23 protein-coding genes are annotated in these 24,087 nt (G+C 64.1%); 13 read left to right on the top strand and 10 right to left on the bottom strand.

Going from position 1 to position 24,087, the window contains the following annotated elements; all coding sequences use genetic code 11:
• Nucleotides 1-75 precede the first annotated feature (75 nt).
• Nucleotides 76-1,125 carry an aromatic ring-hydroxylating dioxygenase subunit alpha gene (locus tag WFP36_RS15795; RefSeq protein ID WP_336981908.1) on the bottom strand — a complete coding sequence of 350 codons (1,050 nt, stop codon included), beginning with the start codon at nucleotides 1,123-1,125 and terminating at the stop codon, nucleotides 76-78.
• A 73-nt stretch (nucleotides 1,126-1,198) separates the two neighbouring features.
• Between WFP36_RS15795 and WFP36_RS15790 the strand changes: the two genes are divergently transcribed.
• The gene (locus WFP36_RS15790; protein WP_336981906.1) at nucleotides 1,199-1,828 is read left to right on the top strand and encodes a TetR family transcriptional regulator; all 630 of its coding nucleotides are present in this window, start codon (nucleotides 1,199-1,201) and stop codon (nucleotides 1,826-1,828) included.
• Here WFP36_RS15790 and WFP36_RS15785 read toward each other — a convergent pair.
• From WFP36_RS15785 to WFP36_RS15775, 3 genes are all read right to left on the bottom strand, one after another.
• Nucleotides 1,776-2,198: a hypothetical protein gene (locus tag WFP36_RS15785; RefSeq protein WP_336981904.1), complete on the bottom strand. Its 423-nt coding sequence runs from the start codon at nucleotides 2,196-2,198 to the stop codon at nucleotides 1,776-1,778. The two genes, WFP36_RS15790 and WFP36_RS15785, sit on opposite strands and share 53 nt — an antisense overlap.
• A 22-nt stretch (nucleotides 2,199-2,220) precedes the next feature.
• Complete coding sequence (locus WFP36_RS15780) at nucleotides 2,221-3,225, bottom strand: hypothetical protein (RefSeq protein ID WP_336981902.1); 1,005 nt, start codon at nucleotides 3,223-3,225, stop codon at nucleotides 2,221-2,223.
• A gap of 99 nt (nucleotides 3,226-3,324) precedes the next feature.
• The gene (locus WFP36_RS15775) at nucleotides 3,325-4,815 is read right to left on the bottom strand and encodes a carotenoid oxygenase family protein (RefSeq protein ID WP_336981900.1); all 1,491 of its coding nucleotides are present in this window, start codon (nucleotides 4,813-4,815) and stop codon (nucleotides 3,325-3,327) included.
• 168 nt (nucleotides 4,816-4,983) lie between these two features.
• Here WFP36_RS15775 and WFP36_RS15770 point away from each other — a divergent pair, with 168 nt between their 5' ends.
• Nucleotides 4,984-5,496 (top strand): MarR family winged helix-turn-helix transcriptional regulator, encoded by a 513-nt coding sequence (locus WFP36_RS15770; protein ID WP_336981899.1) that lies wholly within the window; start codon nucleotides 4,984-4,986, stop codon nucleotides 5,494-5,496.
• Nucleotides 5,497-5,511: 15 nt separating this feature from the next.
• Here WFP36_RS15770 and WFP36_RS15765 read toward each other — a convergent pair whose 3' ends face one another.
• On the bottom strand, nucleotides 5,512-6,063 hold the full coding sequence (locus WFP36_RS15765; protein WP_336981897.1) for a TetR family transcriptional regulator: 552 nt from the start codon (nucleotides 6,061-6,063) through the stop codon (nucleotides 5,512-5,514).
• A gap of 102 nt (nucleotides 6,064-6,165) precedes the next feature.
• Between WFP36_RS15765 and WFP36_RS15760 the strand changes: the two genes are divergently transcribed.
• Together WFP36_RS15760 and WFP36_RS15755 are read left to right on the top strand one after the other, a co-directional pair.
• Nucleotides 6,166-7,218: an aromatic ring-hydroxylating dioxygenase subunit alpha gene (locus WFP36_RS15760; protein ID WP_336981895.1), complete on the top strand. Its 1,053-nt coding sequence runs from the start codon at nucleotides 6,166-6,168 to the stop codon at nucleotides 7,216-7,218.
• Between the two features lie 4 nt (nucleotides 7,219-7,222).
• Nucleotides 7,223-7,651 carry a nuclear transport factor 2 family protein gene (locus WFP36_RS15755; RefSeq protein WP_336981893.1) on the top strand — a complete coding sequence of 143 codons (429 nt, stop codon included), beginning with the start codon at nucleotides 7,223-7,225 and terminating at the stop codon, nucleotides 7,649-7,651.
• Here WFP36_RS15755 and WFP36_RS15750 read toward each other — a convergent pair.
• Both WFP36_RS15750 and WFP36_RS15745 read right to left on the bottom strand, forming a co-directional pair.
• Complete coding sequence (locus tag WFP36_RS15750) at nucleotides 7,641-8,834, bottom strand: MFS transporter (RefSeq protein ID WP_336981891.1); 1,194 nt, start codon at nucleotides 8,832-8,834, stop codon at nucleotides 7,641-7,643. The two genes, WFP36_RS15755 and WFP36_RS15750, sit on opposite strands and share 11 nt — an antisense overlap.
• Nucleotides 8,831-9,703, bottom strand: a complete 873-nt coding sequence (locus tag WFP36_RS15745) for a hypothetical protein (RefSeq protein WP_336981889.1) — start codon at nucleotides 9,701-9,703, stop codon at nucleotides 8,831-8,833. Before WFP36_RS15745 ends, WFP36_RS15750 begins: the two co-directional genes overlap by 4 nt.
• Nucleotides 9,704-9,837: 134 nt before the next feature.
• Here WFP36_RS15745 and WFP36_RS15740 point away from each other — a divergent pair, with 134 nt between their 5' ends.
• Genes WFP36_RS15740 through WFP36_RS15725 form a run of 4 tightly spaced genes read left to right on the top strand, consistent with a single transcriptional unit; the run spans nucleotide 9,838 to nucleotide 13,164 of the window.
• Complete coding sequence (locus WFP36_RS15740; RefSeq protein WP_336981887.1) at nucleotides 9,838-10,602, top strand: SDR family NAD(P)-dependent oxidoreductase; 765 nt, start codon at nucleotides 9,838-9,840, stop codon at nucleotides 10,600-10,602.
• Between the two features lie 44 nt (nucleotides 10,603-10,646).
• Nucleotides 10,647-12,209, top strand: coding sequence for an FAD-binding oxidoreductase (locus WFP36_RS15735; RefSeq protein WP_336981885.1), 1,563 nt, complete (start codon nucleotides 10,647-10,649; stop codon nucleotides 12,207-12,209).
• An 8-nt stretch (nucleotides 12,210-12,217) separates the two neighbouring features.
• The gene (locus WFP36_RS15730; protein ID WP_336981883.1) at nucleotides 12,218-12,634 is read left to right on the top strand and encodes a c-type cytochrome; all 417 of its coding nucleotides are present in this window, start codon (nucleotides 12,218-12,220) and stop codon (nucleotides 12,632-12,634) included.
• Nucleotides 12,631-13,164, top strand: a complete 534-nt coding sequence (locus WFP36_RS15725; protein ID WP_336981881.1) for a hypothetical protein — start codon at nucleotides 12,631-12,633, stop codon at nucleotides 13,162-13,164. Before WFP36_RS15730 ends, WFP36_RS15725 begins: the two co-directional genes overlap by 4 nt.
• 699 nt (nucleotides 13,165-13,863) lie before the next feature.
• Here the strand turns inward: WFP36_RS15725 and WFP36_RS15720 are convergent.
• Nucleotides 13,864-14,358, bottom strand: a complete 495-nt coding sequence (locus WFP36_RS15720; protein WP_054531740.1) for a nuclear transport factor 2 family protein — start codon at nucleotides 14,356-14,358, stop codon at nucleotides 13,864-13,866.
• Nucleotides 14,359-14,468: 110 nt separating this feature from the next.
• Here WFP36_RS15720 and WFP36_RS15715 point away from each other — a divergent pair, with 110 nt between their 5' ends.
• From WFP36_RS15715 to WFP36_RS15700, 4 genes are all read left to right on the top strand, one after another.
• Nucleotides 14,469-15,383, top strand: a complete 915-nt coding sequence (locus WFP36_RS15715) for an SDR family oxidoreductase (RefSeq protein WP_336981880.1) — start codon at nucleotides 14,469-14,471, stop codon at nucleotides 15,381-15,383.
• Nucleotides 15,383-17,590, top strand: coding sequence for a PQQ-dependent dehydrogenase, methanol/ethanol family (locus WFP36_RS15710; RefSeq protein WP_336981878.1), 2,208 nt, complete (start codon nucleotides 15,383-15,385; stop codon nucleotides 17,588-17,590). Before WFP36_RS15715 ends, WFP36_RS15710 begins: the two co-directional genes overlap by 1 nt.
• A gap of 40 nt (nucleotides 17,591-17,630) precedes the next feature.
• Nucleotides 17,631-19,100, top strand: a complete 1,470-nt coding sequence (locus WFP36_RS15705) for an aldehyde dehydrogenase (protein ID WP_336981876.1) — start codon at nucleotides 17,631-17,633, stop codon at nucleotides 19,098-19,100.
• Between the two features lie 77 nt (nucleotides 19,101-19,177).
• Nucleotides 19,178-19,543: a hypothetical protein gene (locus tag WFP36_RS15700; RefSeq protein ID WP_336981874.1), complete on the top strand. Its 366-nt coding sequence runs from the start codon at nucleotides 19,178-19,180 to the stop codon at nucleotides 19,541-19,543.
• Nucleotides 19,544-19,618: 75 nt separating this feature from the next.
• Here WFP36_RS15700 and WFP36_RS15695 read toward each other — a convergent pair whose 3' ends face one another.
• Nucleotides 19,619-20,164 carry a nuclear transport factor 2 family protein gene (locus WFP36_RS15695; RefSeq protein WP_336981872.1) on the bottom strand — a complete coding sequence of 182 codons (546 nt, stop codon included), beginning with the start codon at nucleotides 20,162-20,164 and terminating at the stop codon, nucleotides 19,619-19,621.
• Between the two features lie 115 nt (nucleotides 20,165-20,279).
• Between WFP36_RS15695 and WFP36_RS15690 the strand changes: the two genes are divergently transcribed.
• On the top strand, nucleotides 20,280-22,307 hold the full coding sequence (locus WFP36_RS15690; protein WP_336981871.1) for a TonB-dependent receptor: 2,028 nt from the start codon (nucleotides 20,280-20,282) through the stop codon (nucleotides 22,305-22,307).
• Nucleotides 22,308-22,403: 96 nt separating this feature from the next.
• On the opposite strand, the gene WFP36_RS15685 is transcribed toward WFP36_RS15690, so the two are convergent.
• Nucleotides 22,404-24,077: a thiamine pyrophosphate-requiring protein gene (locus tag WFP36_RS15685; RefSeq protein ID WP_336981869.1), complete on the bottom strand. Its 1,674-nt coding sequence runs from the start codon at nucleotides 24,075-24,077 to the stop codon at nucleotides 22,404-22,406.
• Between the last annotated feature and the right edge of the window lie 10 nt (nucleotides 24,078-24,087).

Genomic DNA, 24,087 nt, shown 5'->3' with positions numbered 1-24,087 from the left:
AATAGCTTATCGCACGCGGGGCGCGCGGCAAGCGCGGATCGAGCCGGAGGGGATGGCTGGATGTTCGGTGGGGGCTCAGGCCGCATCGCGACTGCCCTCGGCTTCCGCGCGGGCCATCCGTTCGACCAATCGGTTGAACATGGTGACGCCCTTGTCATGCGCGGTGGGCATCACGCGCGGATCGGGCGTGCGGTCGATCACCTGCTGCTGGGCCTCGATCATCACCTTGTCTTCCGCAAAGGCCTGGCCGGCGATGCCCATCAGCATGTCGCGCAGGGCCTCGTCGCCATGCTTGCGGTGCGGCCCCCATGAGAAGAAGTAGCGCGAGGTCTTGCCTGTGATCGGCGTCACCGCCTGGCTGGTGAAGGTCACGCCGCCCTTGGCCTCGTCGAGGTCCGGCGCGCCGAAATCGCAAGCTTTGGCAGTACCGAGCGGGAAGATTCCCCCGGTCATCAGCAGCACGCCCGGGATCAGGAAGTCGTAACGCATATAGCTGTCCATCGGCACATCGCTGCGGCGCGAGGAGGAACCCGGCGAGTTTTCGATCCAGCGCTCGTAACGGATGCCCCTGTCCAGCGGGGTGATCTTGGCCTGAGTGGCGGCAAATTCCGGCCCGGCGCCGAAGCTGTTCGCATGGACGAAGGTCAGATGGCTGAAATCCAGCAGATTGTCGTTTATCAGTCGCGCTTCGGCAGCGTAATCGAGATGGCCATGGCCAAGGATATAGTCCGGGTGATCCAGGCCGACGGCGGGCGGGATCAGCCCCTCATCCGCAATGGCGGGATCGCCCATCCACACCCAGATCCAGCTATGCCGCTCCGCCACCGGGAAGGCGCGCACGCGGGCCTGGGGCGGGATCTGTTCCTGTCCCGGAATCTCCACCACCTTGCCATCGGCGGCAAACAGCAGCCCATGATACATGCAGCGCAGCCGGTCTCCCTCGCAGCGGCCGAGCGAGAGTGGGGCGAGGCGGTGGACGCAGCGGTCCTCCAGCGCGGAAAGGCGGCCGCTTTCCCCGCGATAGATTGCCAGCGGTTCGTCGAGGATGGTGATCGCGAAGGGCTTCCCATCCTCGATCTGCTCCGCCCACGCAGCAACATACCACGCATTGCGCACGTAATTCATGGCTGGCCTCTCCGCCTGTCCTTCTTCGCCGTAAACTTGACTTAACACTGTTAAGGAGTCAATTCGTCTTGTGATGACGAAGCGTACATTCCCCTCGCTTGACCGCACGATGGTGGTCGATGCGGCCTTCGCTCTCCTGCGGGAAGAAGGGATCGATGCGCTCAGCATGCGCAGGCTCGCCGCGCGGCTGCAGGTGAAGGCTCCGGCGCTTTACTGGCACTTCCGGGACAAGGGCGAATTGCTGGGCCTGATGACCGGCGCTATCTACGGCAAGGCCCGCGCCGGGATCGGCCCCTGCGCGGACTGGCGGGAATGGCTGTTCGAATATGGCGCGGCCCTGCGGCGCGGCATGATGCAGGAACGTGACGCGGCGCAGCTCTTCGCACTCGCGCCTCCGGTGAATGAAGGCGATGCCGCGCGGGCCGAGGCGATTGCCGCGCCGCTCACCCGTTTCGGGCTGGATCAGGCAAGCGCCCTCAGCGTGACGGCAGCGGTGATTTCCTTCGTGCTGGGGTGGAGCACCTTCGAGGAGAATGGCCCCATGCAGCACTTTCTCGAAGGCATGCTCGATCTCGACCGCAGTTTCGAGGCAGGCCTTCGTGCGCTGGTCCGAGGCTTCGAGCCGCTACCCGGACCGGGTGAGGCCCTGCCTAAGCTGGCAGGCGTGGCTCCAGCGAATAATCCGCTGCGCCCTTCCACGTGAAGAGCCGCCAGAAATAGCTGCGCCACGGCCAGGCGATCACCGCGTTGAAGACGATCGTCAGCGCGGCGAAGGTCCATTCCACCAAGCCTTCATCAAGCGCGACGTTCCAATAGACGATAACGATGTTGAGCGGGACGATGGCCAGGATCGTCAGCGGCATGGCGCGATTGAGCAGCAGAGTGATGCCCGTCACCACCTCGATCGCCTTGACCCAGTCGAACAGCCCGCTGGCCAGCAGAGCCTTGGTGAAGGCGATGGCCTCAGGCGTGTTGCCCATGGGCTGGAGCCATGGCCAGAAGAAGTGCCACAGGCCGGAAAACAGGAACCAGGCGCCGAACAGCAGGCGGCAGAAGTGGTAGATATATTTCATCGGTTGACCCCCAGACGTCCCTCTATTTCCCATTCGCATCCCGTGCCGCGACGGCGGCGTCCCGATCCGCCTGCAGGCGCGGGCTCGTCCCGGCGATATAGCCGCGGATCTGCACGTTCCCCTCGTGGCAGGCATATTCGTAAATCTCGTAAGCGCTGTTGCGCTGCCACGGCATGTCCAGCTTGAACGGCGCGGTCAGCACTACCGGGTCTTCGATCCAGGCTTCGTAATGGATCGAGTCCGGCCCGGTTGGCGTCAGCTTCTCCACGATCTTCATTGCCTCGCTATTGGGCACGGGGCGCGGATAATTGCCGACATTGCCCAGCGAATTGCCCGGCTCGAAATTGGTGGTTTCGATCACCAGGGCATCGCCTTCCCAGTGTCCGCGCGAATAGCCGAGCCAATTCTTCACCTGCGGTGGCGGGGCCTTGGCATCGCCCAGCGGGACGATCCGCGTCTCGTGGATCATTTCCAGCCGGATCGCGACGAAGCCGGGCGACTGGTAGATCTCGATCCCGCTATTGTAGTTTCCGGGCAGCATGGATGACGGCATCCCGCGCGTGATGCAGCGGTCGAACGTGTTGAAATCGTCCACCCACTGAAACACTTCCTCGGTCCAGCTGCTGCGCATCTGCGAGGCGCGGCGTTCGCCTTCCGGCGTCATTGGCGGCAGGCGCCCATTGGCCGGTTCGGTGATCAGTGAGGCTTGCCGCAGCGGTTTGCCCCGCTCGATCCAATGGCCCATGCCGAGCTTCCCGGCCTCGCCCTCATTGGCATATTGGTCGATCTGGAACTGGGCGTTCTTCAGTGCTGCTTCGTATTCCTCGTCGGTCAGCGTGTCCCGCGTGCCGAAATGCTCGGGGCGCTGGCGCGGGGTCTGGCCCAGGAAGTCGACTGGCCATTTGCCGCGCAGGTCCGGATCGCCCCATTCGGTACGCGGGGCTTTCCAGCCGTCCTCGGCCGTGGCGGGCATGGCATTGAGTAGCAGGCCCGCGCCAAGCGCGGCCCATCCAAGGCGCAGACTCATGTTCCTCTCCCCATTTTTGCGGGAGTATGGACGAGTGTTTGTCGCTTGCAAGAAGCACCTCCCCACCACCCTGCGCGGCAATGGGGAGGGCACTGCGCGTTAGCCCTTGAGGACCGAGGCGTTCATCTTCTCGCGGCTGACCCAGCTGCCATGGACCTGGCTGCGCAGGGCGATGCCGGTCTTCACCTTGGCCACCGGACCGGCAGCGACATTGCCTGCATCCACGATCCACAGTTCGGAGGAGTAATCTCCGGGAATCTGCTGAGACGGATCGGGATTGTTCGGCATGTCCACCACGGTCAGAAGCCAGCCATCGTGGCCAGCCTCGCTAGAGGGGACATGGGCGGGTTCGCTGATGGCCGCGCCCGGCGGCACGCCCATCGCTTCGATCCGGCCATTGCCGGGCTCGATCCGCAGCAGGCAGTTGAAATTCGCGCCCACGGGGCCGCCCGGCATGGGCGGGCCGCCCTGCGGGTTCATGCTGAGATACCAGGCAACGCGATAATTGCGGCCCTGATCGGCGTCGGCAAGGCGCGGAAGGTCGCCCGGAGGGCCCAGCGGACGCTCCTCGATCTGCGGCTCGTCCTTCGACATGTCGATGGTCCAGCGAACCAGCCCACCCTGGATTTCCTGCTGCGGAATGTGGATGCCGCCTGCTTCGCGCATGAAGGAGAAGGCGTTGGTATTGGTCAGGCACAGGTCGATATGGACCAGATCGCCATCGTCATAGGCGTTGACCTCGTGGAACACGGAGACGCCGACCGGCCCCTTGATCCATTTCATTTCCTCCACCTTGCCATAGCGCGGCATGATGCCCACCCAGCTTTCCAGATCCTGCCGGTGCGCCCAATGCGCGCCGCCGGCCTTCATCCGGTCGAGATCGGCCAGGGTCGGGAAGATCGGCCAGATCGCGTATTTCTCGGTGATCACGAAATCGTGGATGGTGGAGAGATAGGGCTGCTGGAACCACTGTTCGGAAACCAGATTGCCGTCCTTGTCGGCGATGCAATAGGCCACATCCGGCGTGCACAGACCGCCTGCTTCGTAACCGAAGAAGAACAGTTCGCCGGTCTCGGGATCGATGCGGGGATGGGCAGTGAAGGTTTCGGACTTCAGCGCGCCATTATAGGTCCATTTGCCGATGGTCTCGAGCGTGTGGGGATTGATCTCGTGACCCAGCCCATCTTCCTTGGTCATGAACAGGCGGCCAGCGTGCCAAACGGGGGTGGTGTTGGCGACGGTGCGGTCAACGCCTTCGACGCTGGGATCGTCGGTAAAGGGGTTGCGATACTGGCCGAACAGCGCGCGGCGCGCGGCCTTTTCGGCCTTGTAGCGATCGGTCCCGACATATTTGATGTCGAAATCCACGGCGCCGTTCTGGATGTTGAAGCGCGCCACCATGCCATCGGCATTCAGCGCGATATCGTCCGGGAACATCGGAGCATGCGCATTGTCCGGCACGGCGCGGAAGAAGGCACCGTCGACTTCGGCGGGGATATGCCCTTCGACTTCGAGATCGCGCACGGAAATTTCCATCCGGCGCGGCTTGTTGGAACCGATGAAATGTATGGTCTGCGGAAAGGCGTTCATGCCCTGCTTCTCCCCCAAGATTCTTGTTTCCCGATCCTAACGAGTGTTACGATTGCTGCCAAGGCCGAACGCCCGATCGGTGCGAAGGCGGGCCAGAGCGAAGAATATGGTGGATTTGGCAGCGGAGTCGATTGACCGCAAGGCTGCCAATCGCGAGGGATGGGTGCCATGGCAACCAGGGTGGCAGAAAAGAAAACGCGCAATTCGCAGCCGGACAGGGCCCGAATGCTGCATCAGCTGCTGAAGCTCACTAACGTGCTGATGGCGCCCTTTTCCACGCATCTGGCGGATCGCTACAAGATCAGCCTCAACGAATTCCGCTTGCTGATGACCATTGGCGCGCTGGGCGCGACGGCCAGCCACGAGGTGGCGGATCTGACCGGGGTCAACGTGATGAGCGTCAGCCGCGCGGTCGCGACGCTGGAGCGTAACGGCCGTATCAGCGTCGCCACCGATCCGGCCAACCGCCGCCGCAAGGTGCTGACGCTGACCGAGGAAGGCCGCCGCCTTTACGAGATCATGCGACCGCAAAGCCAGAAGGTGGCCGAATATCTCTTCAGCGAACTCGATTGCGGTGACGTGGTCGCGCTGGAACGTATTCTCGACCGTCTGATCGAGACATTGGAAGCACGCGATGAAGGCGGCAATTCGCGCTTCCTTGAGGAAACCCGGCCGGACTGATCCGGCGCCTGGCCCTCACGCCGCTGTGCCGAACCCTGCGATCAGTGCCTTGAGCGCATCCTCGAATGCGTGATCGGTCGGCAGATGGGCGGCGAACTGGCTGGCCCGCGGCGATTTCTCGAACACCATCCAGCCGGTGACCAGCGCCTGGATCGCGGCCTGCTTTGTCTGAGCCTGCGGACCTTCCAGCCCGGCTTCTGACATCAGGCGCCGCAATTGCGCGCCAATGCCGTCCTGCACCGTATCGTCAGGCTCCACCGTGGAAAGCAGGGCTGCAACGTCCCTCGTTTCCGACTGCTTGCGGCGCAGGGCGTGGCCGAAGGCCTCCAGCCAGGTATCGCCCGACAGGCCCGGCGGAATGCTCTCCAGCGCCTGTCCGAAGATTGCGGCGGAAAGCAGGGCGAGGAGATGCGCCTTGTCGCCCACATGGCGCGCCAAGGAGGGCGCACGCGCATCCAGCCGTTCCGCGATCTTGCGCAGGCTGACTGCCTCCAGCCCGCCATCGTTCAGCAGCGCGATGGCCTCGCGCACAATCATCTCGCGATTCAGCTTTCCGGGAGGTGCCATTGGCCGGACATCCGATGGAACTGGACGCAATGCAAGCTTACAGTGTAAGCTAAATCCAACAAAGGTCCGGCGAGTCGACCGGCACGCTGTGGGAGATTGTGGATGTATCCGTTCAAGAAGGGCAGTTTTGCGCCGCGCAATGCCTGGTATGTCGCGGCCTTCGCCAAGGATGTCGGGCGCGAACTCGTTTCCCGCACTATCCTCAACACCCCGGTGGTGATGTTCCGCAAGGAAGATGGGGATGCCGTGGCGCTGGACGGCCGCTGCCCGCATCGGCACTTCCCGCTGGGCAGGAGCTGCCTCAAGGGCGACACGATCGTCTGCGGCTATCACGGCCTCGCCTTCGGGCCGGACGGGAAATGCGTGGATGTGCCGAGCCAGACCCATGTGCCCAAGGCGATCCGCGTGCCGGCCTATCCGCTGGTGGAACATGGCATGTGGCTGTGGATCTGGGTGGGTGACGCGGAAAAGGCCGATCCGGCGCTGATCCCCTCGCTCGCGGAAATCGGACTGGCGGGGCAGGGCCTGACGGGGCACGAGATGTTCTTCCACGAAGTCGCCTGCCGCTATCAGCTGCTGAACGACAATCTGTTCGACCTGTCGCATCTCGCCTTCCTGCACGGCACCAGCATCGGCACGCTGGAGAATGCCTCCACGCCCGAGGAACTGACGAAGCGGCCGGGTTTCGTGTCCAGCATGCGGCACATCCGCAATGCGCCCAACCCGCCGCTGATGCACGCGCTGGGCGTCTATCCCACGGACCGGATCGATCGTTCGATGGGCATGGAAAGCTATCTGCCCGCCTTCCACAGCGGGATCACGCTCGTGCGTTATCCGGAAGACCATCCTCAGGCACCGGGCGAGCATATTTCCACCAATCGCGTCTATCACGCGATCACGCCGTCAACGCCGCGCAGCAGCTATTACCATTTCGCCGTGGCAGTGGACGATACGGTGGATGTGGAGCAGATGGCGCGCAATCTGGCGCCGGTGATCGACGAGGATATCTTCGCCTCGGTGGAGATCGAGAAGATCATCGATCTCTATGACGGTGAGCCCCCAGCCGAACTCATGGTGAAAAGCGATCAGAATGCAGTAGAAGGCCGCCGCATGTTGCAAGCCATGATGGATGCGGAGGCTCAGTTTGCCGGATAATGGAATGAGCGCGGAAACCCGCCGCGCGATCGAGGCGGATTGTACCCGCCTGATCAATCTCTACGCGAATCTCAACGACGCGCAGGACTGGCCTGCCGTGGCGCAGCTCTATGCCGAAGATGCCCTGTTTCGCCGCCCGAGCGGCGGCGATCCGGTTGTCGGACGCGAAGCGATCCTGGCCAGCTTCCTTGCCCGCGCGCCGCGCGCCCAGCGCCATGTGATCGCCAATACGGTGGTGGACGTGGTGAGCGAGACGGAGGCGACCGCCTTCAGCGCGATCATCCTTTATCAGGGGGACCTGACCGACGATGGCAGCCTGCCCGCCCAGAGCGCGAACTCGCCGCTCGTCGGCTGGTATCGCGACCGGATGGTGCTGACCGGCGAAGGCTGGAAATTCGCCGAGCGGGCAGGCGGGCTGGACTTCAGGCCGTAGCCTTCGGTCCGCCGCCCTGCATTACCCGCGGCACCATCAGCGCCAGAACCCCGCACAGGGCAGCAGGCGCCACCAGCACCAGGAAATAGCCGCTGGGAGAAATCCCGGCGTCGATCAGCCTAGCCCCGAAGATCGGCGCGGCGATGGCGCCCACGCGCGACACGGCGACTGCCGTGCCGATGGCAGTGGACAGCACGCTCGACGGGAACAGCTTGGGGCTCAGCGCCATGAGTGCGCCATGGATGCCCGCGATCCCGCCGCCGCCGATCATGATCAGCGCGGCCCAGAGCGGCACTTCCATCGGCGATGCCCAGACGGCGAGGAAGGCCAGAGCAATCACGCTATAGCCCAGCGCCAGCGTCAGGCCGGGCTTCCACCGGTCGATCAGGAAGGCCAGCAGGATGCTGACCGGCAGGCCCGCGCCCTGCATCAGGCCCTGCAGGCGCGAGGGCAGTTCGGCGCCGAACACATCCTCCGGCAGCACGATGGGCATCCAGCGCACCAGCATGTAGAGCGCCACCGCATTGACCATATAGGCCGCCGCGAACAGCGCCATGGGGAAGATCAGCGGCGGGCGGACGAGTTCGAGCAGCGGCACCTTGGCGCGCTGCTCGGCCCCGGCGGGCCGGCCGCCTTCCAGCACTATCGCCAGGCCGATGCCCAGCACCAATGCGATTGTGGCCGGCACGAAGAACAGCATCTGCCAGCCGCCCCAACTGACGACTTCAGGGGCAGTGAAGCCCGCCACCATCGCGCCGATGGCGATCCCGGCGGAAACCACGGCCATGATGGTGGAGCGCTTGCCTTCCGGCGCGACTTCGCTCGACAGGGCCGAGACATTGGCAAGGCACGATCCCAGTGCCAGCCCGGTGAGCAGGCGCCAGAAGGCGAAATGGCTGATGTCGGTGGAAAAGGCGGTCGCGGCCGTGGCGACCGCAATCGCCAGCACTCCGCCCACGATGATCGGCTTGCGCCCGATCCGGTCGCCCAGTGGCGCGATCAGGAACGCGCCTGCCCCAAGGCCGAGGAGGTCGGCCGACTGGACGATGGCGAAGCTGGTCGGCGCGACGCCCATTTCCGGTGCCAGCCAGCGCAAGGCCAGCGACATGGCGTTGAGATCGTAGCCGTCGATCACCATCACCCCCGCCATCAGGACGAGGGCGAGCACGGTGCGGGCGTTCACGTAAGCGACTCCGCGCGCGAATCCCACGGCGAGGGCATGTGATAGGGCACGGTGAGGAAATCGGCCTCGATCTGCTCGATGGCCCCCGCGCGAATCTTGAAGGCTTCCGCCAGATAATAGGAATGCGGGCGGCGCACGGGGCTGGAGGCGGGCGTGCCGTCGGTCAGCGTGTAATCGCCCACGATCCCGCAATGGTCGATGAAGCCATAGGCGAGCACGATGCCGCGTTCCTCGTCCACCAGCGGGAAGCGGCGGCCGCGCAGGCGGTCGTCATAGCGATACCAGCCCATGCGGAACTGTTCCTCGCAGCCCAGCCGCGCGATAGGCAGCGGGAATTCCTGGTTGTTGGTGGTCTGCACGCCGTTTTCCACCCGGTTGCAGGTGGGGAAGAAGCGCGTGCGGATCGTGCCGTCATTGCGCTCGATGGTCTCGAAATAGCCATTGGCGATTTCCAGCAATTCCTCGCGGGAAGAGGTTTCGCCGGCGGGGACGAAGGCCTCCATCGCCGGCTTGCGTTCGAATTTCTGGCCGAGGAAGGGGAAGCCTTCATCCGCATTGCGGGCGACGACGGTTTCCACTTCCGCGATCTTCCCATCCTGCACGCCGAGCCGGATGGCGGCTGGCGAGACGGCGTTGGTTTCCTCCACGCAAGTGAACAGGGCGACCTGTCCGGTCTTCACATCGGCGAAGCGCAGATCGTACGGGCCCTGCCCCGTGATGGTGTTCCACAGCCCGTCGCCCGGCTCCAGGCGCACGTTATTTTCTGTGATGAAAGGGGCGTCGGCCCAGCGCACTTTCGCGGAATCGCGGGCGTTCAGCCCTGCGAGATACATATCGAGCGCGGAATAAAGCTCGTCGCGGCTGGCCATTTCTTCCCCCTTCTTCGTGGCGGGTTTATCGTCCCGCGCTTGACTCGGCACGACGCTAGAACAAAAGTAACGTCCGTTAAAGTCATGCCGCGATGCTTCATCCTATCGAAGCGGGAAGCGGCAGGGGAGAGGGTATGGATCCGGTAGGCAAGATCGCCATCGTCAGCGGCGGCAATTCGGGGCTCGGCGAAGGGGGCGTGAAATGCCTCCTCGCGGCGGGCGCCACGGTAATCTCGCTCGACGTCTCAGGCGAAGCGCCGCAGGGCGCGGAATTCATCCGCTGCGACGTGAGCGACGAAGGCTCGGTCAAGGCTGCTGTCGATCAGGTGATCGCGCGCCATGGCCGGATCGACATCCTGCTCAACAATGCCGGGATCGGCGAGCTCGGCCCGGTCGCCACGCCGGAAGGGCCGGGCGATATGGCGGCTTTCCGCACGCTGATCGGTATCAACTTGCTGGGCGCGACCCAGCTTGTCGCCCATGTGGCGCACCGGATGATGGCAAATGAGCCCTCCGGCCCGGATGGCGAACGCGGGGTGATCGTCAACACCTGCTCGATCGCCAGCTTCGAAGGGCAGGAAGGGATGGGCGCCTATACTGCGTCGAAGTCCGCGCTGGCAGCGCTGACGCTGGTGTGGGCGCGCGATCTTTCGCACCATGCGATCCGGGTGAACGGCGTTGCGCCGGGATTCATGGCTACGCCGATGGTCGCGATGCTGCCGGCCGCTTTCGTTGCCGAATTGCTGGCCGACAATGAATTCCCCAAGCGCGCCGGCCGCGCGGAGGAATATGGCCAGGTGGCGGAATTCCTCATTCGCACGCCGCTGATCAATGGCGAAGTGATCCGGCTCGATGCGGGCGCCCGCCCGCCCGCGCGCACTCAATGGGCCGCAGGCTGAGCAGCACCGAACAGGCATTCAAAGGGACATAAAGGCACATAATCATGGCAGACACGCCCCTTCCTCCCGGCTTCACCGCCCAGAAACTCGATCAGGCGCGCCGCGCCTTCGAAAGCGTGCTGGGCACGTCGAAAGTCTTCTTCGAAGATCTCGACCGGACGAGCTATCTCGACAAATTCGCCGTCAACGATGACGCGCACCATCCCGCCGGGGCCGTCGCGCCCACCAGCGTGGAAGAAGTGCAGGCGGTGGTGAAGATCGCCAACCAGTATCTGCTGCCGCTCTGGCCGATCAGCCGGGGCAAGAATCTCGGCTATGGCGGTACGGCGCCGCTGCTCGCGGGCAGCGTGGTGCTGGACCTGTCGGGCATGAAGAAGATCGAGTTCGACGAACAGTTCGGCACTGTGGTGGTCGAGCCGGGCGTCAGCTTTTACGATCTCTACGATTACATCAAGGCGCATGACCTGCCCTTCTGGCTCTCCACGCCGGGGAACAGCTGGGGCTCGGTCATGGGCAATGCGCTCGACCGGGGCGTGGGCTACACGCCCTATGGCGAGAACACCAAGAGCATCTGCGGGATGGAAGTTGTCCTGCCCAATGGCGATCTGGTGCGCACCGGCATGGGCGCCTTCGCGGGTGCCAATACCTGGCAGGCCTATCCCTTCGGCTTCGGGCCGGGATGGGACCAGATGTTCGTCCAGTCCAATTTCGGCATCGTCACCAAGATGGGCATGTGGCTGATGCCCGAGCCGGAAAGCCTCATGGGCATGGATGTCGAGTTCGACAGGGCGGAAGACCTCAAGGCGATGGTCGACGTGATCGGCCCGCTGCGGCGCGAACGCGTGCTGACGCAGAGCCCCTCCATCGGCAACTGGCTGCGCGCCGCAGCCGTTCTCACCCGCCGCGATGAATGGACCGACAAGCCCGGTGCGCTGGGCGAGGATGTCATCACTGCCATCCGCAAGAAGTTCAACATCGGCTGGTGGGGCGTGTCGCTGCGCCTCTACGGGCGCGAGGAGGTCAACAAGGCGGCTTACAAGATCCTCGAAAAGGCGATGAATGACATCAAGCCGATGCTCATCAAGCCGACTGCCTGGGTGAAGGGCCAGCCCAAGGAATATTCCGGCTGGACCGGCACGCCGATGACTTTCCCGATGCAGAACGTGAACTGGTATGGCGGGCGCGGCGGGCATATCGGCTTCTCGCCCATCCTGCCGCAGGACGGCACCAAGGCGCTGGAACAGTTCAACCGCACCTATGCCCGCTATCAGGAGTGGGGCATGGATTATCAGGGCAGCTTCGCCTTTGGCGAACGGCACCTGATCAACGTCAACGCCATGATCTTCGACAAGGATAATCCGGAGATGATGTCGAAGATCGATCCCTTCTTCCGCACGCTGGTGAAGGATGCGGAAGCGCAGGGCTATGGCGAATATCGCACCCATCTCGATTACATGGATCTCGTGGCCAAGACCTATAGCTGGAACAATGGCGCGCTGAACCGCCTGAACGAGACAGTGAAGGATGCGCTCGATCCCAATGGCATCCTTGCCCCGGGCAAGAGCGGCATCTGGCCCAAACGCCTGAAAGAGGAGCGCGGACAATGAGGACCGGGATGACGAAACCGCTGACCTTTGCCGCCGCCGCGCTGCTGCTCGGCACTTTTGCTGCCTGTTCCAGCGGAGCGGAAGAGGCAGCGCCTCCGCCCCCGCGCGGCGGCCCGGCGCCCGCGCCCGATCCGGTAACTCTCGCCATGCGCCCCAACGCACAGGGCGGGGAGAAGGCCTATGTCGAGAAATGCATCATGTGCCACGGCGCCAACGGCATGGGTTCTGGCCTGCTCGCCCGCCGGATGGACGTGCCCGATCTGGAAGCGCGCAAGGATCTGGACAAGAACTACGTAATCATGGCCGCTCGCCATGGCATCGGCAACATGCCCGCCATTCCGCGAGGCGAAGTGAGCGACGAGCAGCTTGGCCAGATTGCGGACTATCTTGCCAGCGGTAAGGGCCCGGCAGGAGGCGGCCAGTGATCCGGGCGAGCCGCCGAACCGTTCTGGGGGGCGCGCTGGCCGTGCCGACCCTTTCGGGCCTTGCCGCCTGGCGCTGGCGCCATGGGGAAGAGCGCGTGCTGCTGCACGATCCCGCGCTGGAGGCCGGACGCCGCTTTGCCGAGGCAGGCAAGGCGCAGGGCCTCAACCCGCGTGCGATCGAGGGAGACCGGGTGCGCTTCACGCGTGAGGTGCTGGCGACAAAGCCCGCGCTGATAGCCGGGGTCAGCCGTCATGCGGATTTGCTGCTGATCGCCGATGTCGCGGCCGAGGCAGGCTATGCGCTCGCTGCCCGTCTGGATGGACGCGGCCGCCAATGTTCGGGTGGGGAATGCCGCCCGGGCTGGAACGCGCTGGGCCGTGTGGCGAAAGCCGCCGGGCACGGCTGGACCGAAGCGCTGGCGGCCTATGCGGCGGACCCGCGCGGGGGGCTGCCTGCGATGGCGAATGCGGCTTCCGCACGGCCGGATGCTGGCATGGTGTTCGGCTGGGTGCTGGTGCCGAAAGGGTAAGGCGTCTTCGCCGTCCCGCCCCAATCGTCATCCCGGACTTGACCCGGGATCGCAGTGATCTGGTGCTTCGTGGCCAGCGGTCCCGGAACAAGTCCGGGATGACGAATATTCCAGACACAGCAGAACCTCCGCTGGCGAATGCGGGTTTACGCCGGGGGAGAGAAACCGAGCGGACGGGGCCGGGCCGGTCTTTCTGGCGCCCGCTCTGGCGAGCGAGGCTTTGCGCGTTGTTGGTCTTGCGAATGGCAGGCGAAGTATCGCGGCAAACTTGTCTGCTCGGCCCTGCGAGGCGCAGCGGGAAAGACCTAGGGCTCGCAGCTGAGCCTTTCCCTGTCGGACAGAGGTTCCTCTGGGGCGAAACATCTATCCGGCCACGCATCGTATCACGGGCGCTGATCCAGCGGGCGGGCCCGGCGTTGACATCCACCTTGCCCTGATGCCCGGCTCTCAGGAAGCGCCGGCCCGGCGCGGGAGAGGAAACGAAGCGCTACCGCCCCTGCACCCCGTCGCTGGTGCCAGTGGTTAGCTGGCGTTGGTGCATGTAACCCAAATGGTTCATAATGTCAAGGTAGCACACCCAATTGTCACCCCGGCCTTGTGCCGGGGTCCAGCTTCTTTCGAAGGAATTAGCGGGATCCCGGATCAAGTCCGGGATGACGAGATATAGGTCCGGGGAGACAGGGCAGATCCCCTGACCTCTTACTTCTTGATGATCAGTGAATCCGGGCGCTTGCGGGGCACCCACTGGCCCTTGCCGGGGAAGCGCTGCAGCACTTCGCCGTCCCACAGGCGCACGATGCGGCGCTGGAAGCGCCACTGGCCGTCGGCGCATTTCACGGCGTGATCGTCGTACCAGCCGGTGAAGCGCAGCACCATCGGCGGCTCGCCCTCGCATTCGGTGACGAAGGCGAAGCTCTTGATCTTCACGCTGCCGTCTTCCTGCGGGAAATATTTGATCTGGGTGACGTGATGCTGGCGGCCGGGGAAGCCGGGGGCATTGGCATAATGGCGCATCAGCCCGCGAATCCCGTCATGGCCGTTCCAGATATCCGGCTCGTCGAACACTTCCTCGCTCATCAGGCAATCTTCGGTGAAACAGGCCACCAGCCCGTCTTCGTCACCGGTATCGAGCGCCCAGCTATAGTCCGCGATCAGGTCCATCAGTGCCAGGCGATCTTCGGTTGCGAGTTTCATGTTCTCTCCTTCTCCCAAATGTTGCCTCAACCGTAACACTCGTTATTATCACCTTCAAGCGGAGCGACGTCATCGGGCGTATGCACATATCCGGCAATGCGAGAGGTTCCATGGGCAAGATTATCGTTACCGGCGCGTCCGGCCAGTTCGGCAATGCCGCGGCACGGCTGCTGCTTGAGAAGGTTCCGGCGGAAGACCTGATTCTGCTGTCCCGCACGACAGACAAGCTTGCCGAATTCGCCGAACTGGGCGCCCATGTCCGCAGCGCGGATTTCGACGATCCTTCCACGCTCCGTGCAGCGATGCAGGGCGGCGAGCGGATGCTGCTGATCTCGACCACGCGGGTCGGCACACGGGTAGAGCAGCACACCAATGCGGTGGAAGCGGCGAAAGCCGAGGGCGTGAAGCATGTCGTCTACACCTCGATCCTCGGCTGCGGCCAGCCGAACAACCCTTCTGTCGAGCAGTTCGACCATCTCGCGACCGAGCAGATGATCGAGAAGTCCGGCCTCGCCTGGACCCATCTGCGCGACAGCCTCTATGCCGAGGCCGTCGCCACTGCCATGGCCATTCCCGCCCTGCAGGCCGGCCACAAGCCCGAGAATGCCGGTAATGGCCTCGTCCCCATCGTCAGCCGCGACGATTGCGTGGCGATTGCTGTGGGCGTGCTGACGCAGGAAGGCCATGCCAACAAGGCTTATGACGTGACCGGGCCGGAGCTGTGGGCCCTGCCCGATGCCATGGCGCTCGTCTCGGAAATGGCGGGCAAGGCGATCGAGATCGAGCCGGTCGATGACGAGGGCATGTATCGCTATTTCGATTCGCTTGGCGTGGCGCGCAAGGCTTCGGACATCGTGCCCGATGGCCCGATTCCCTGGGCCAGCGAAGGCATGGTCACGTTCGGCCAGTCGATCCGCGAAGGCTTCATGAACGTCGTTTCGGACGACGTCGAACGCATCACCGGCAGGCCGCCGCGTACCCTGCGTTCCGTTCTTGAACAATACCAGCACCTCTGGCCCGCCTGATGAAACTCAAAGCTCTGCTCGCTGCCGGTACGCTGGCTCTGCTTGCCGCCTGTTCGGGCGGTTTCGATCCCTCGGACATCGACACTTCGGTGTATGGCGCGGGCGACGACTGGGACAATCCCGGTGGCGACTGGGCGGAAAGCCATTTCTCTCGCCTGGGTGACATCACCAAGGAGAATGCGGGCCAGCTCGGCCTTGCCTGGGAGTACGATCTCGGCACGGCGCGGGTGCAGGAAGCGACCCCGGTGGTGATCGACGGGGTGATGTACACCTCGGGCAATCTCGGCCGGGTCTATGCGCTGAACGCGGCGACGGGCGAGGAACTGTGGACCTTCGATCCGGGCGTGGACATGCAGGCCAACCGCTATGCCTGCTGCGATCAGGCCAATCGCGGCGTGGCCGTGGCGGATGGCAAGGTCTTCGTCGGCTCGCTCGACGGGCATTTGTTCGCGCTGGATGCGAAGAGCGGCAAGGTCGTCTGGCGCAAGGATACGATTGCCGATCGTTCGCGCGGTTATACGATCACCGGCGCGCCCGAAGTGGCGGGCGATGTGGTGGTGATCGGCAATGCCGGCGCGGAATACGATACGCGCGGCTATGTCACTGCCTATGATGTGAAGACCGGCAAGGAAGCCTGGCGCTTCTACACCATCCCGCACGATCCGGCGGACGGCCCGCAGGAAAGCAAGGCGCTGGAAGCGGCGCTCAAGACCTGGGACGCCAAGAGCCGCTGGGATATCGGCGGCGGTGGTACGGTGTGGGACGCCATCACCTATGACCCGGCCTATGATCAGGTGATCATCGGCGTGGGCAATGGCGGGCCCTATCCGCTCAAGACCCGGTCGCCCAGCGGCGGGGACAATCTCTATCTCGATTCACTTGTCGCGCTGGATCGCAAGACCGGCGAGATGAAGTGGCATTATCAGGAAACGCCGCAGGACAGCTGGGACCTGACTGCCACGCAGCCCATGATGCTCGCCGAAATGGATGTGGGCGGCGAAAAGCGCCCCGTCGTGCTGCATGCGCCGAAGAACGGCTTTTTCTATGCGGTTGACCGCGAGAGCGGCAAAGTGCTGGCCGCCAATGCCATCGTGCGGACCAGTTGGGCGGACAAGGTCGATCTCAAGACCGGCAAGCCGCATCTGACGCCCGAATTCAGCGATTACAGCACCGGGCCCAAGGTGGTGTTCCCGGCCTCCACCGGTGCGCGTAACTGGCACCCGGCGGCCTTCGATCCGACGCGGAACCTCTATTTCGCCTCGGTGGTGGATATGGGGAATTTGATGTTCATCCCGCCGGGGCAGGAAAACCCGGCGCGCAAGAAGCAGAACCTCAACGCCTCCGCCGCGCTGATCTTCACGCCCGATCTGCAGGCTGCATTGCCGACCCTGCCGCCGCCGATCCGGCAGGCAGTGGAGAAGCTGCCGCAATGGCAGTGGGTGAAGGACAAGCCCTACAGTTCGGAAATCCGCGCCATCGATCCGCTGACCGGCAAGACGAAATGGAAGGCCGACCGCGAGGGCTGGCAGGACCGTTCGGGCGTGCTCGCCACTCAGTCAGGCCTGGTCGTCTATGGCACGCTGTCGGGCAAGCTGGTGGTGCGCGATGCCGATAATGGCAAACTGCTTGCCTCCATCGACACCGGCAGTTCGATCCTTGCCGCTCCGATGACTTACCGGGTGGACGGCGTACAATATATTGCCGTGCAGACCGGCTGGGGCGGCGGCGGCTGGGGCTTCGTGCCCGGCTATTCCGCGGCCTATACCAAGGGCAATGCCAATCGCCTGCTGGTGTTCAAGCTGGGTGGCGGCAAGGTGCCGATCCCGGCCGACCTCGCGCCGCTGGAGCCTGCGGGTGCACCGCCCGCGCAATTGCCGGGAGCGACGCCGGAGATGATCGCGCTCGGCTCCGCCCTGTTCACCGAGAATTGCTCGATCTGCCATTCGAACCAGCCGCGCGCCCCGCTGCCGGACCTGCGCCGCATGGCGCCGGGCACGCATGACGTGTTCGATCAGATCGTGCTGCAGGGATTGCTGCAGCCCAATGGCATGCCGCGCTGGGACGATGTGCTTTCGCCCGATCAGGCAAAGGCAATCCATGCCTTCCTGATCGACGAACAGGGCAAGCTCAGGGACCGCGAGTTGAAGCTGCACGCAGCGGGCAAGCCGCTCGATTCCCGCAGTCTCACGATCCTGTCCAATTTCTAGTATTATCCGTTTCAACGAATCCCGTGACTGGAGAGAAGAAATGACCCCTCAAGGTGTTAACGTCCGCCATCCCGACAAGCTCTTCATCGGCGGGGAGTGGGTCGCCGCGACCTCCGGCCGGATGATCGAGATCGTCAATCCGAATAGCGAAGAAGTGGTCGCCCGCGTTGCCGAAGCCGGTAACGAGGATATGGACCGTGCCGTCGCCGCCGCGCGCGATGCCTTCGACAAGGGCCCCTGGCCCAACACCTCGCCGGCCGAACGCGGTGCGATGCTCAATCGCATGCTCGACCTGATCGAGCCGCGCGTGCCTGAACTCGCCGCCGCATGGACGGCGCAGGTCGGCGGCCTCGCCAGCTTCGCGCCCATCATGCATGGCGGCGCGCTGGGCGGGCTGCGCGGCATCGCGGCGCTGGGCGAAAGCTTCGAATGGGTCAGCAAGGCCAAGGGCCAGGTGGTGGACACCGTGATCCTCTCGCGCGAGCCGGTCGGTGTCGTGGCCGGGATCGCGCCCTGGAACGCGCCCTTCGGCATCATGGCCAACAAGGTGTTCTATTCGCTGATCGCGGGCTGCACCATCGTGATGAAGCCTTCGCCGGAAACCCCGCTGGAAGCCTATATCATTGCCGAGGCGGCGGAAGCTGCCGGTCTTCCGGCAGGCGTGGTCAACCTCGTGCCGTCCGAGCGTGAGGCAGCGGATCATCTGGTGCACAATCCCGGTATCGACAAGGTCAGCTTCACCGGCTCCACTGCCGCGGGCAAGCGCATCGCGGAAGTCTGCGGCGGCCGCATCGCACGCTGCTCGCTCGAACTGGGCGGCAAGTCTGCGGCCATCGTGCGCGACGATTTCCCCATCGATGCGGCGGCGGCGATCCTTGGCAACACCATCACCGTGATGAGCGGCCAGGTCTGTGCCATGCTGAGCCGCGCCATCGTGACCAAGGACCGGCATGACGAACTGGCCGAGGCCATTGCCAAGGTCATGCAGAGCGTGAAGATCGGCAATAGCGAAGACCCGGAAACGCAGTTGGGCCCGCTCGCGATGAAGCGCCAGCTCGAACGCGTCGAAATGTATATCGAGGAAGGCAAGAAGAGCGCCGACCTCGTGACCGGCGGTGGCCGCCCGGCCCATATGAACAAGGGCTATTTCATCGAGCCGACCCTGTTCGCCAATGTCGATAACAAGAGCCGCATCGCGCAGGAGGAAATCTTCGGCCCGGTCCTGTGCCTGATCCCGGCCGAGGACGAGGAAGACGCGATCCGCATCGCCAATGAGAGCAATTACGGCCTCAACGGTTCCGTCTTCACCACCGATCCGCAGGCGGCCTACGATATTTCGCGCCGCATTCGCACCGGCGTGATGGGCCAGAACGGCATGCGCATGGAGTTCGGCGCGCCCTTCGGCGGCTTCAAGCAGTCCGGCATCGGGCGCGAAGGCGGCGAGGAAGGCCTGTGGCCCTATGTGGAAACCAAGACCATCCTGCTTGACGCGGCGCCCGCAACGCTCTGAAAACGGACAGGGAAGGGCGGCGCCCGCCGGATGCGGCGCGTCGCCCCCTTATCCGTTTTAGGGGGACAGGAGAGATCATGCCGATTTTCGTGATTACGTTCGACGCGCGCAAGGCCGCAGGCAAGCAGCATGACTACAATGCGTTTGCGAATGAGCTGAAGAAGCAGAAGTGCCTGCAGATCCAGAACGGCACGTTCCTGGGCAGCTTCAACAACACCGCCACTCAGGTGCACAACCACTTCCGCAAGTTCCTGCACAAGGTCGACAGCCTGCTGGTGAACGAGATGGTGCAGCACTTCGCCTATACGGGCGGGGCCAAGAACATCGCCAAGTGGCTGGAACTCAATCCGCCGGCCAAGCTTGAAGCGGCGAAGGATGAAGCGGCTTCGGCAGCCAAGCCTGCCGCCAAGGCCGCAAAGAAGGCGCCCGCCAAGGCGGACTGAGCGCTTCCGGTCTGATCCGGTTCAAGGCCCCGGTGCCAGGTCCTGTATGGACCCGGCGCCGGGGCCTTCGCCTTTTCAGAGCTTCTTGTCGTTGGGGTCGATCTTGGGGTCGCTCTTCAGCATCGGGTCCCAATGCTCGGCGATCTTGCCGTTCTCGATCCGGTAGAGATCGAACCAGCTGGAATAATAGGTTTCGCCATTGGCGTCCTTTTCCGGGCGGACGAAAGTGGTGGTGACATAATCGCCTTCGGCCATCAGGTGCACCAGTGGCAGATCGAGCTTGTCCTTGATCTCGCGCACCGGCCGCGTGACCTTCACATAATCGACCAGCCCGGCCAGGCCCTGCCCGGCATTGGGATTGTGCTGGATATAATCGTCGGCGATGAATTCATGCGCACGGTCGGCAAGGCCGGCCTGCAGCACGATGCGGTACATGTCGTAAACCAGCCGCTTGTTGGCGGCGAGCTTGGGATCGCTGCTGGCAAGCAGGGCTTCGTGGTCTTGCGCCACGACCGGTGCGGGGGCCTTCATGTGCTGTGCTGTCTCCTCTGCGGCGAGCGTATTGTGAGAAGCCGTCAGCATGAAAGCAGCTGCCGCCTGCATGATGAAAGCCTTACGCATCGCATTCTCCCTTGTTTTGCTACCCCTGCCAGAGGTGGGGTGACGCGGCAAGATTGAGACGCTAAAGGGAGCGCCAGAATTGACTTTGTCCGAAACGAAAAACGAGAAGATGAACATGAGGATCTGCCTGCTCGCCGGTGTTGCGCTGGCCACTCTTGGTACCACCCTTTCCACTCCCGCTTTCGCGCAGGACGATGCGGGCGACGAATTCGAGAATCCGCCCATCGTCGTGACGGGGCACGGGCTGGACGCGACGCCGTCCACTATCGCCTATTCGACAGTGACGGTGGATCAGGAACAGTTGCAGTCCACGGCTTCGGGCCGGATCGAAGACGCGCTTTCCAATGTGGCAGGCTTCCAGCAGTTCCGCCGTTCGGACAGCCGCTCGTCCAACCCCACGGCGCAGGGCGTGACCCTGCGCGCGCTGGGCGGCAACGCCAGCAGCCGTGCGCTGGTGCTGCTCGATGGCGTGCCGATGATCGATCCGTTCTTCGGCCATGTGCCGCTTTCGGCCCTGTCGCCCAACCAGCTGGAAATGATCCGCGTGACGCGCGGTGGCGGTTCCGGCCCCTTCGGTGCCGGCGCGCTGGCGGGTACGGTGGAACTTGAAGGCATCGACGCACGCGATCTCGGCCTGTTCAGGGGCGAGGCGCTGGTGAACGATCGCGGCGAGACCCAGCTGGAAGGCAGCCTGGCGCCGCAATGGGACAGCGGCTTTGCCGTGGTCAGCGGAAGGTGGGATCAGGGCGACGGTTTCTGGACCACGCCCAAGGATCAGCGCGTGGCCGCTTCCGTTCCCGCGGCTTATGAAAGCTGGTCCGCCAATGCGCGGGTGGTGCAGCAGCTTGGCACGGACGTCAGCCTGCAGGTACGCGGCCTTGCCTTCGAGGATAACCGCACCCTGCGCTTCGCCGGGGCGGATAATGCCACCAAGGGGCAGGACCTTTCGGTTCGCCTCGTCGGCCGGGGCGACTGGCAGTTCGACGTGCTCGGCTATGGCCAGTGGCGCAATTTCTCGAACATCGTGATTTCCTCCAGCACCTACAAGAAAACGCTGGATCAGGCCGACACGCCCGCCAGCGGCTTTGGCGGCAAGGTTGAGGTACGCCCGCCCGTGGGCGGCGGTCACACTCTGCGGATCGGCGCCGACTTCCGCCAGTCCGACGGCGATCTCACCGAATATCGCTACCTCGCCAGCGGGGCGGGCAATGGCAGCCGTTATGCGGGTGGCACCAATTCGGACCTCGGCCTGTTCCTGGAAGACGATTACACACTCGGCCCCGTGCTGCTGACCGGCGGCGTGCGCGCCGATCGCTGGAGCATTCGCGATGGCTATCACCGCAATCTCAATGCAGCGGGCGGCGTGATCGAGGATTCGACCTATACCGACCGTTCGGGCTGGGATTTCTCCTGGCGCGTGGGCGCCACTGCGGATTTGACCCGCGGAGTGCGGGCGCGTGCCGCAGCCTATACCGGCTTGCGCCTGCCCACGCTCAACGAGCTTTACCGGCCCTTCGTGGTCTTCCCCGTCACCACCTATGCCAATGCCAATCTCAAGAACGAGCGGCTTGAAGGCTATGAGGCGGGGCTGGACGTGACGGCGGCCAAGGGTGTCGATCTGGCACTGACCATCTTCACTAATCGGGTGGAGAATGCGATTGCCAACGTCACGCTCAGCGGCACGGACCGGCAGCGGCAGAATGTCGATGCGGTGAAGTCCACCGGCGTCGAACTGGCGGCCAGCCTGGGCAGCGGCCCGGTGAAGTTCCAGGGCACGCTGGCCTATACCGATGCCAAGGTCGAGGGCAGCGGCGTATCCGCTGCGCTTGACGGCAATCGCCCGGCGCAGACGCCCGATTTCGCAGCCAGCGCCACCGTAAGCTGGGAGCCGAAGAAGAACTGGCGCATCGCCGCGACGGTACGCCACGTGGCCGACCAGTTCGAAGGCGATGACGAGACCGACGTGCTATCCGCCGCGACCACGGTGGACCTGTTCGCGCAGGTGCCGGTGATCGAGAAGCTCAGCCTCGTCCTGCGGGCCGAGAATTTGCTCGACGAGAAGGTCGTCACTCGCAATCAGGCAGGCTCGATTGACTATGGCGCGCCGCTGACCCTGTGGGGTGGGCTGCGTTACGGGTTCTGAGGAAGCAGATTTCGTCATTGCGAGGGGCAAAGCCCCGAAGCAATCCAGGGCGGTTGCATCCGTCCCTGGATTGCTTCGCTACGCTCGCAATGACGATTACCCCCTCGAAATCACCGTCTCCTTTTCGGTGATGAATTCCACCAGTGCGGGCTGGCCGGCATCGATGGCGGCCAGTGCCCGCTTCAGCGCGGGAACGATCTCGCTCGCCTGCGTCACCCGTTCGCCATGGCAACCGAGCGAGCGGGCGAAGGCGGCGTAATCGCCCGAAATATCCGTCGCGCGGTATTTCTCGGTCGCTTCGGGCATGATCGGCAGTTCGATCGCCATTGCCTCGTTGTTGAGCAGGATGGACAGGATCGGAATCCGGTCGCGCGCGGCGGTTTCCAGATCGGTGCCGGTAAAGCCGATGGCGGCATCGCCCCAGACATTGATGCAGAGCTTGTCCGGGCAGGCGAGCTTGGCGCCCATCACCAGGCCGAGGCCATAGCCGAGCTGGGTGGATTTGCCCCAGCCGATATAGGAATGCGGCGTGGTGCTCTTCCAGAAAGGCACGAGCTGGTCGCGCGGGCTGCCCGCGTCATGGGTGATGATGGTGTTGTCGACATCGACTGTCTGCTGCAGATCCCACAACACGCGATAGGGGGAGAGGGGCGAGGTCTCCTGCGTGCATTTGGGCATCCATTTGGCCAGCCATTCGGCCTCCACCGCCTTGATCTTCGCTGCCACGGGCGCGGCATCGCGGCGATGGGGGGAGCGGGCCTTCACCGCTTCGATCAGCGCGCGCAGGGTCAGCTTCGCATCGCCGATCAGCGCCAGTTCGCTGGGCACGGACTTGTCGATATCGAGCGGGTCGAGCGTGGCGTGGATCACGCGCTTGCCCGCCGGAATGGCGAGGCCGAAGGAAGTGGCGGTGAAGGAACAGCCAATGCCGAACAGCAGGTCGCATTCGTCCAGCCATTTGCGCACGCAGCCATTGATCCCGTTGCCGCCCGAACCGAGGGCGAGGGGGTGCGTCTCGTCAAAGGCGCTCTTGCCCGGCAGGCTGGTCATCACCGGAATGGCGAGGTGTTCGGCGAGTTCCTTCAACTCGTCATAGGCTTCGGACCAGTGGATGCCCTGCCCGGCATAGATCGCCGGATTTTCCGCTGCGATCAGCGCATCGGCGGCGGCTTCGATATCGGGATGGGCAGGCTGGCTCAGCGCGACCTTGCCGGGGGCATAATCCATCGGTGCGTCGAATTGCTGGTCGAGAATGTCATAGGGCAGTTCGATCACCACCGGCTGCGGGCGGCCGTTGCGCAGCATGGCGAAGGCGCGGCGCATCACTGCCACCACGTCGCGGCCATTGGTCAGCGGTTCGGCATGCTTGGCGACGCTGGCCATGGAGCGGACCGAGTTGAAATTATACGGCACATAGGCCTGGTTCAGCGCATAGCCCTGCGGCATCACCAGCACCGGCACGCAATCGGCATAGGCCTGTGCCACGCCGCCAAAGGCGTTCTCCGCGCCGGGGCCCTGCTGCATCACGAAGACGCCCATCTTCTCGCCCTTGGTCATGCGGCTCATGGCGTCGGCCATGTGCAGGCCGGTACGTTCCTGGCGGACGATGATGGTGCGGATGTCGATCCGGGCAGCGGCTTCGAGGATCTGGTTGCGGGGATAGCCGAAGACGATCTCCACCCCCTCGCGCTTCAGCATGGCTGCAATGGCATCGGCCACCGTGCCGTTGGAGTGGACCTGCTGGCCGGAATTGCCCTTACCCGTTCTCATACCGTCTCCC

The organism is Fulverythrobacter fulvus, assembly GCF_037154085.1.
GTDB lineage: Bacteria > Pseudomonadota > Alphaproteobacteria > Sphingomonadales > Sphingomonadaceae > Andeanibacterium > Andeanibacterium fulvum.
This window is presented reverse-complemented; position numbering and strand designations above follow the sequence as displayed.

Coding starts and splice junctions, on each gene's coding strand:
- WFP36_RS15795 (WP_336981908.1), bottom strand. CDS start 1,125: ATGAATTACGTGCGCAATGCGTGGTATGTTGCTGCGTGGGCGGAGCAG.
- WFP36_RS15760 (WP_336981895.1), top strand. CDS start 6,166: ATGTATCCGTTCAAGAAGGGCAGTTTTGCGCCGCGCAATGCCTGGTAT.
- WFP36_RS15730 (WP_336981883.1), top strand. CDS start 12,218: ATGACGAAACCGCTGACCTTTGCCGCCGCCGCGCTGCTGCTCGGCACT.
- WFP36_RS15765 (WP_336981897.1), bottom strand. CDS start 6,063: ATGGCACCTCCCGGAAAGCTGAATCGCGAGATGATTGTGCGCGAGGCC.
- WFP36_RS15790 (WP_336981906.1), top strand. CDS start 1,199: ATGACGAAGCGTACATTCCCCTCGCTTGACCGCACGATGGTGGTCGAT.
- WFP36_RS15705 (WP_336981876.1), top strand. CDS start 17,631: ATGACCCCTCAAGGTGTTAACGTCCGCCATCCCGACAAGCTCTTCATC.
- WFP36_RS15755 (WP_336981893.1), top strand. CDS start 7,223: ATGAGCGCGGAAACCCGCCGCGCGATCGAGGCGGATTGTACCCGCCTG.
- WFP36_RS15715 (WP_336981880.1), top strand. CDS start 14,469: ATGGGCAAGATTATCGTTACCGGCGCGTCCGGCCAGTTCGGCAATGCC.
- WFP36_RS15780 (WP_336981902.1), bottom strand. CDS start 3,225: ATGAGTCTGCGCCTTGGATGGGCCGCGCTTGGCGCGGGCCTGCTACTC.
- WFP36_RS15770 (WP_336981899.1), top strand. CDS start 4,984: ATGGCAACCAGGGTGGCAGAAAAGAAAACGCGCAATTCGCAGCCGGAC.
- WFP36_RS15785 (WP_336981904.1), bottom strand. CDS start 2,198: ATGAAATATATCTACCACTTCTGCCGCCTGCTGTTCGGCGCCTGGTTC.
- WFP36_RS15695 (WP_336981872.1), bottom strand. CDS start 20,164: ATGCGTAAGGCTTTCATCATGCAGGCGGCAGCTGCTTTCATGCTGACG.
- WFP36_RS15710 (WP_336981878.1), top strand. CDS start 15,383: ATGAAACTCAAAGCTCTGCTCGCTGCCGGTACGCTGGCTCTGCTTGCC.
- WFP36_RS15690 (WP_336981871.1), top strand. CDS start 20,280: ATGAGGATCTGCCTGCTCGCCGGTGTTGCGCTGGCCACTCTTGGTACC.
- WFP36_RS15745 (WP_336981889.1), bottom strand. CDS start 9,703: ATGGCCAGCCGCGACGAGCTTTATTCCGCGCTCGATATGTATCTCGCA.
- WFP36_RS15700 (WP_336981874.1), top strand. CDS start 19,178: ATGCCGATTTTCGTGATTACGTTCGACGCGCGCAAGGCCGCAGGCAAG.
- WFP36_RS15775 (WP_336981900.1), bottom strand. CDS start 4,815: ATGAACGCCTTTCCGCAGACCATACATTTCATCGGTTCCAACAAGCCG.
- WFP36_RS15685 (WP_336981869.1), bottom strand. CDS start 24,077: ATGAGAACGGGTAAGGGCAATTCCGGCCAGCAGGTCCACTCCAACGGC.
- WFP36_RS15720 (WP_054531740.1), bottom strand. CDS start 14,358: ATGAAACTCGCAACCGAAGATCGCCTGGCACTGATGGACCTGATCGCG.
- WFP36_RS15740 (WP_336981887.1), top strand. CDS start 9,838: ATGGATCCGGTAGGCAAGATCGCCATCGTCAGCGGCGGCAATTCGGGG.
- WFP36_RS15735 (WP_336981885.1), top strand. CDS start 10,647: ATGGCAGACACGCCCCTTCCTCCCGGCTTCACCGCCCAGAAACTCGAT.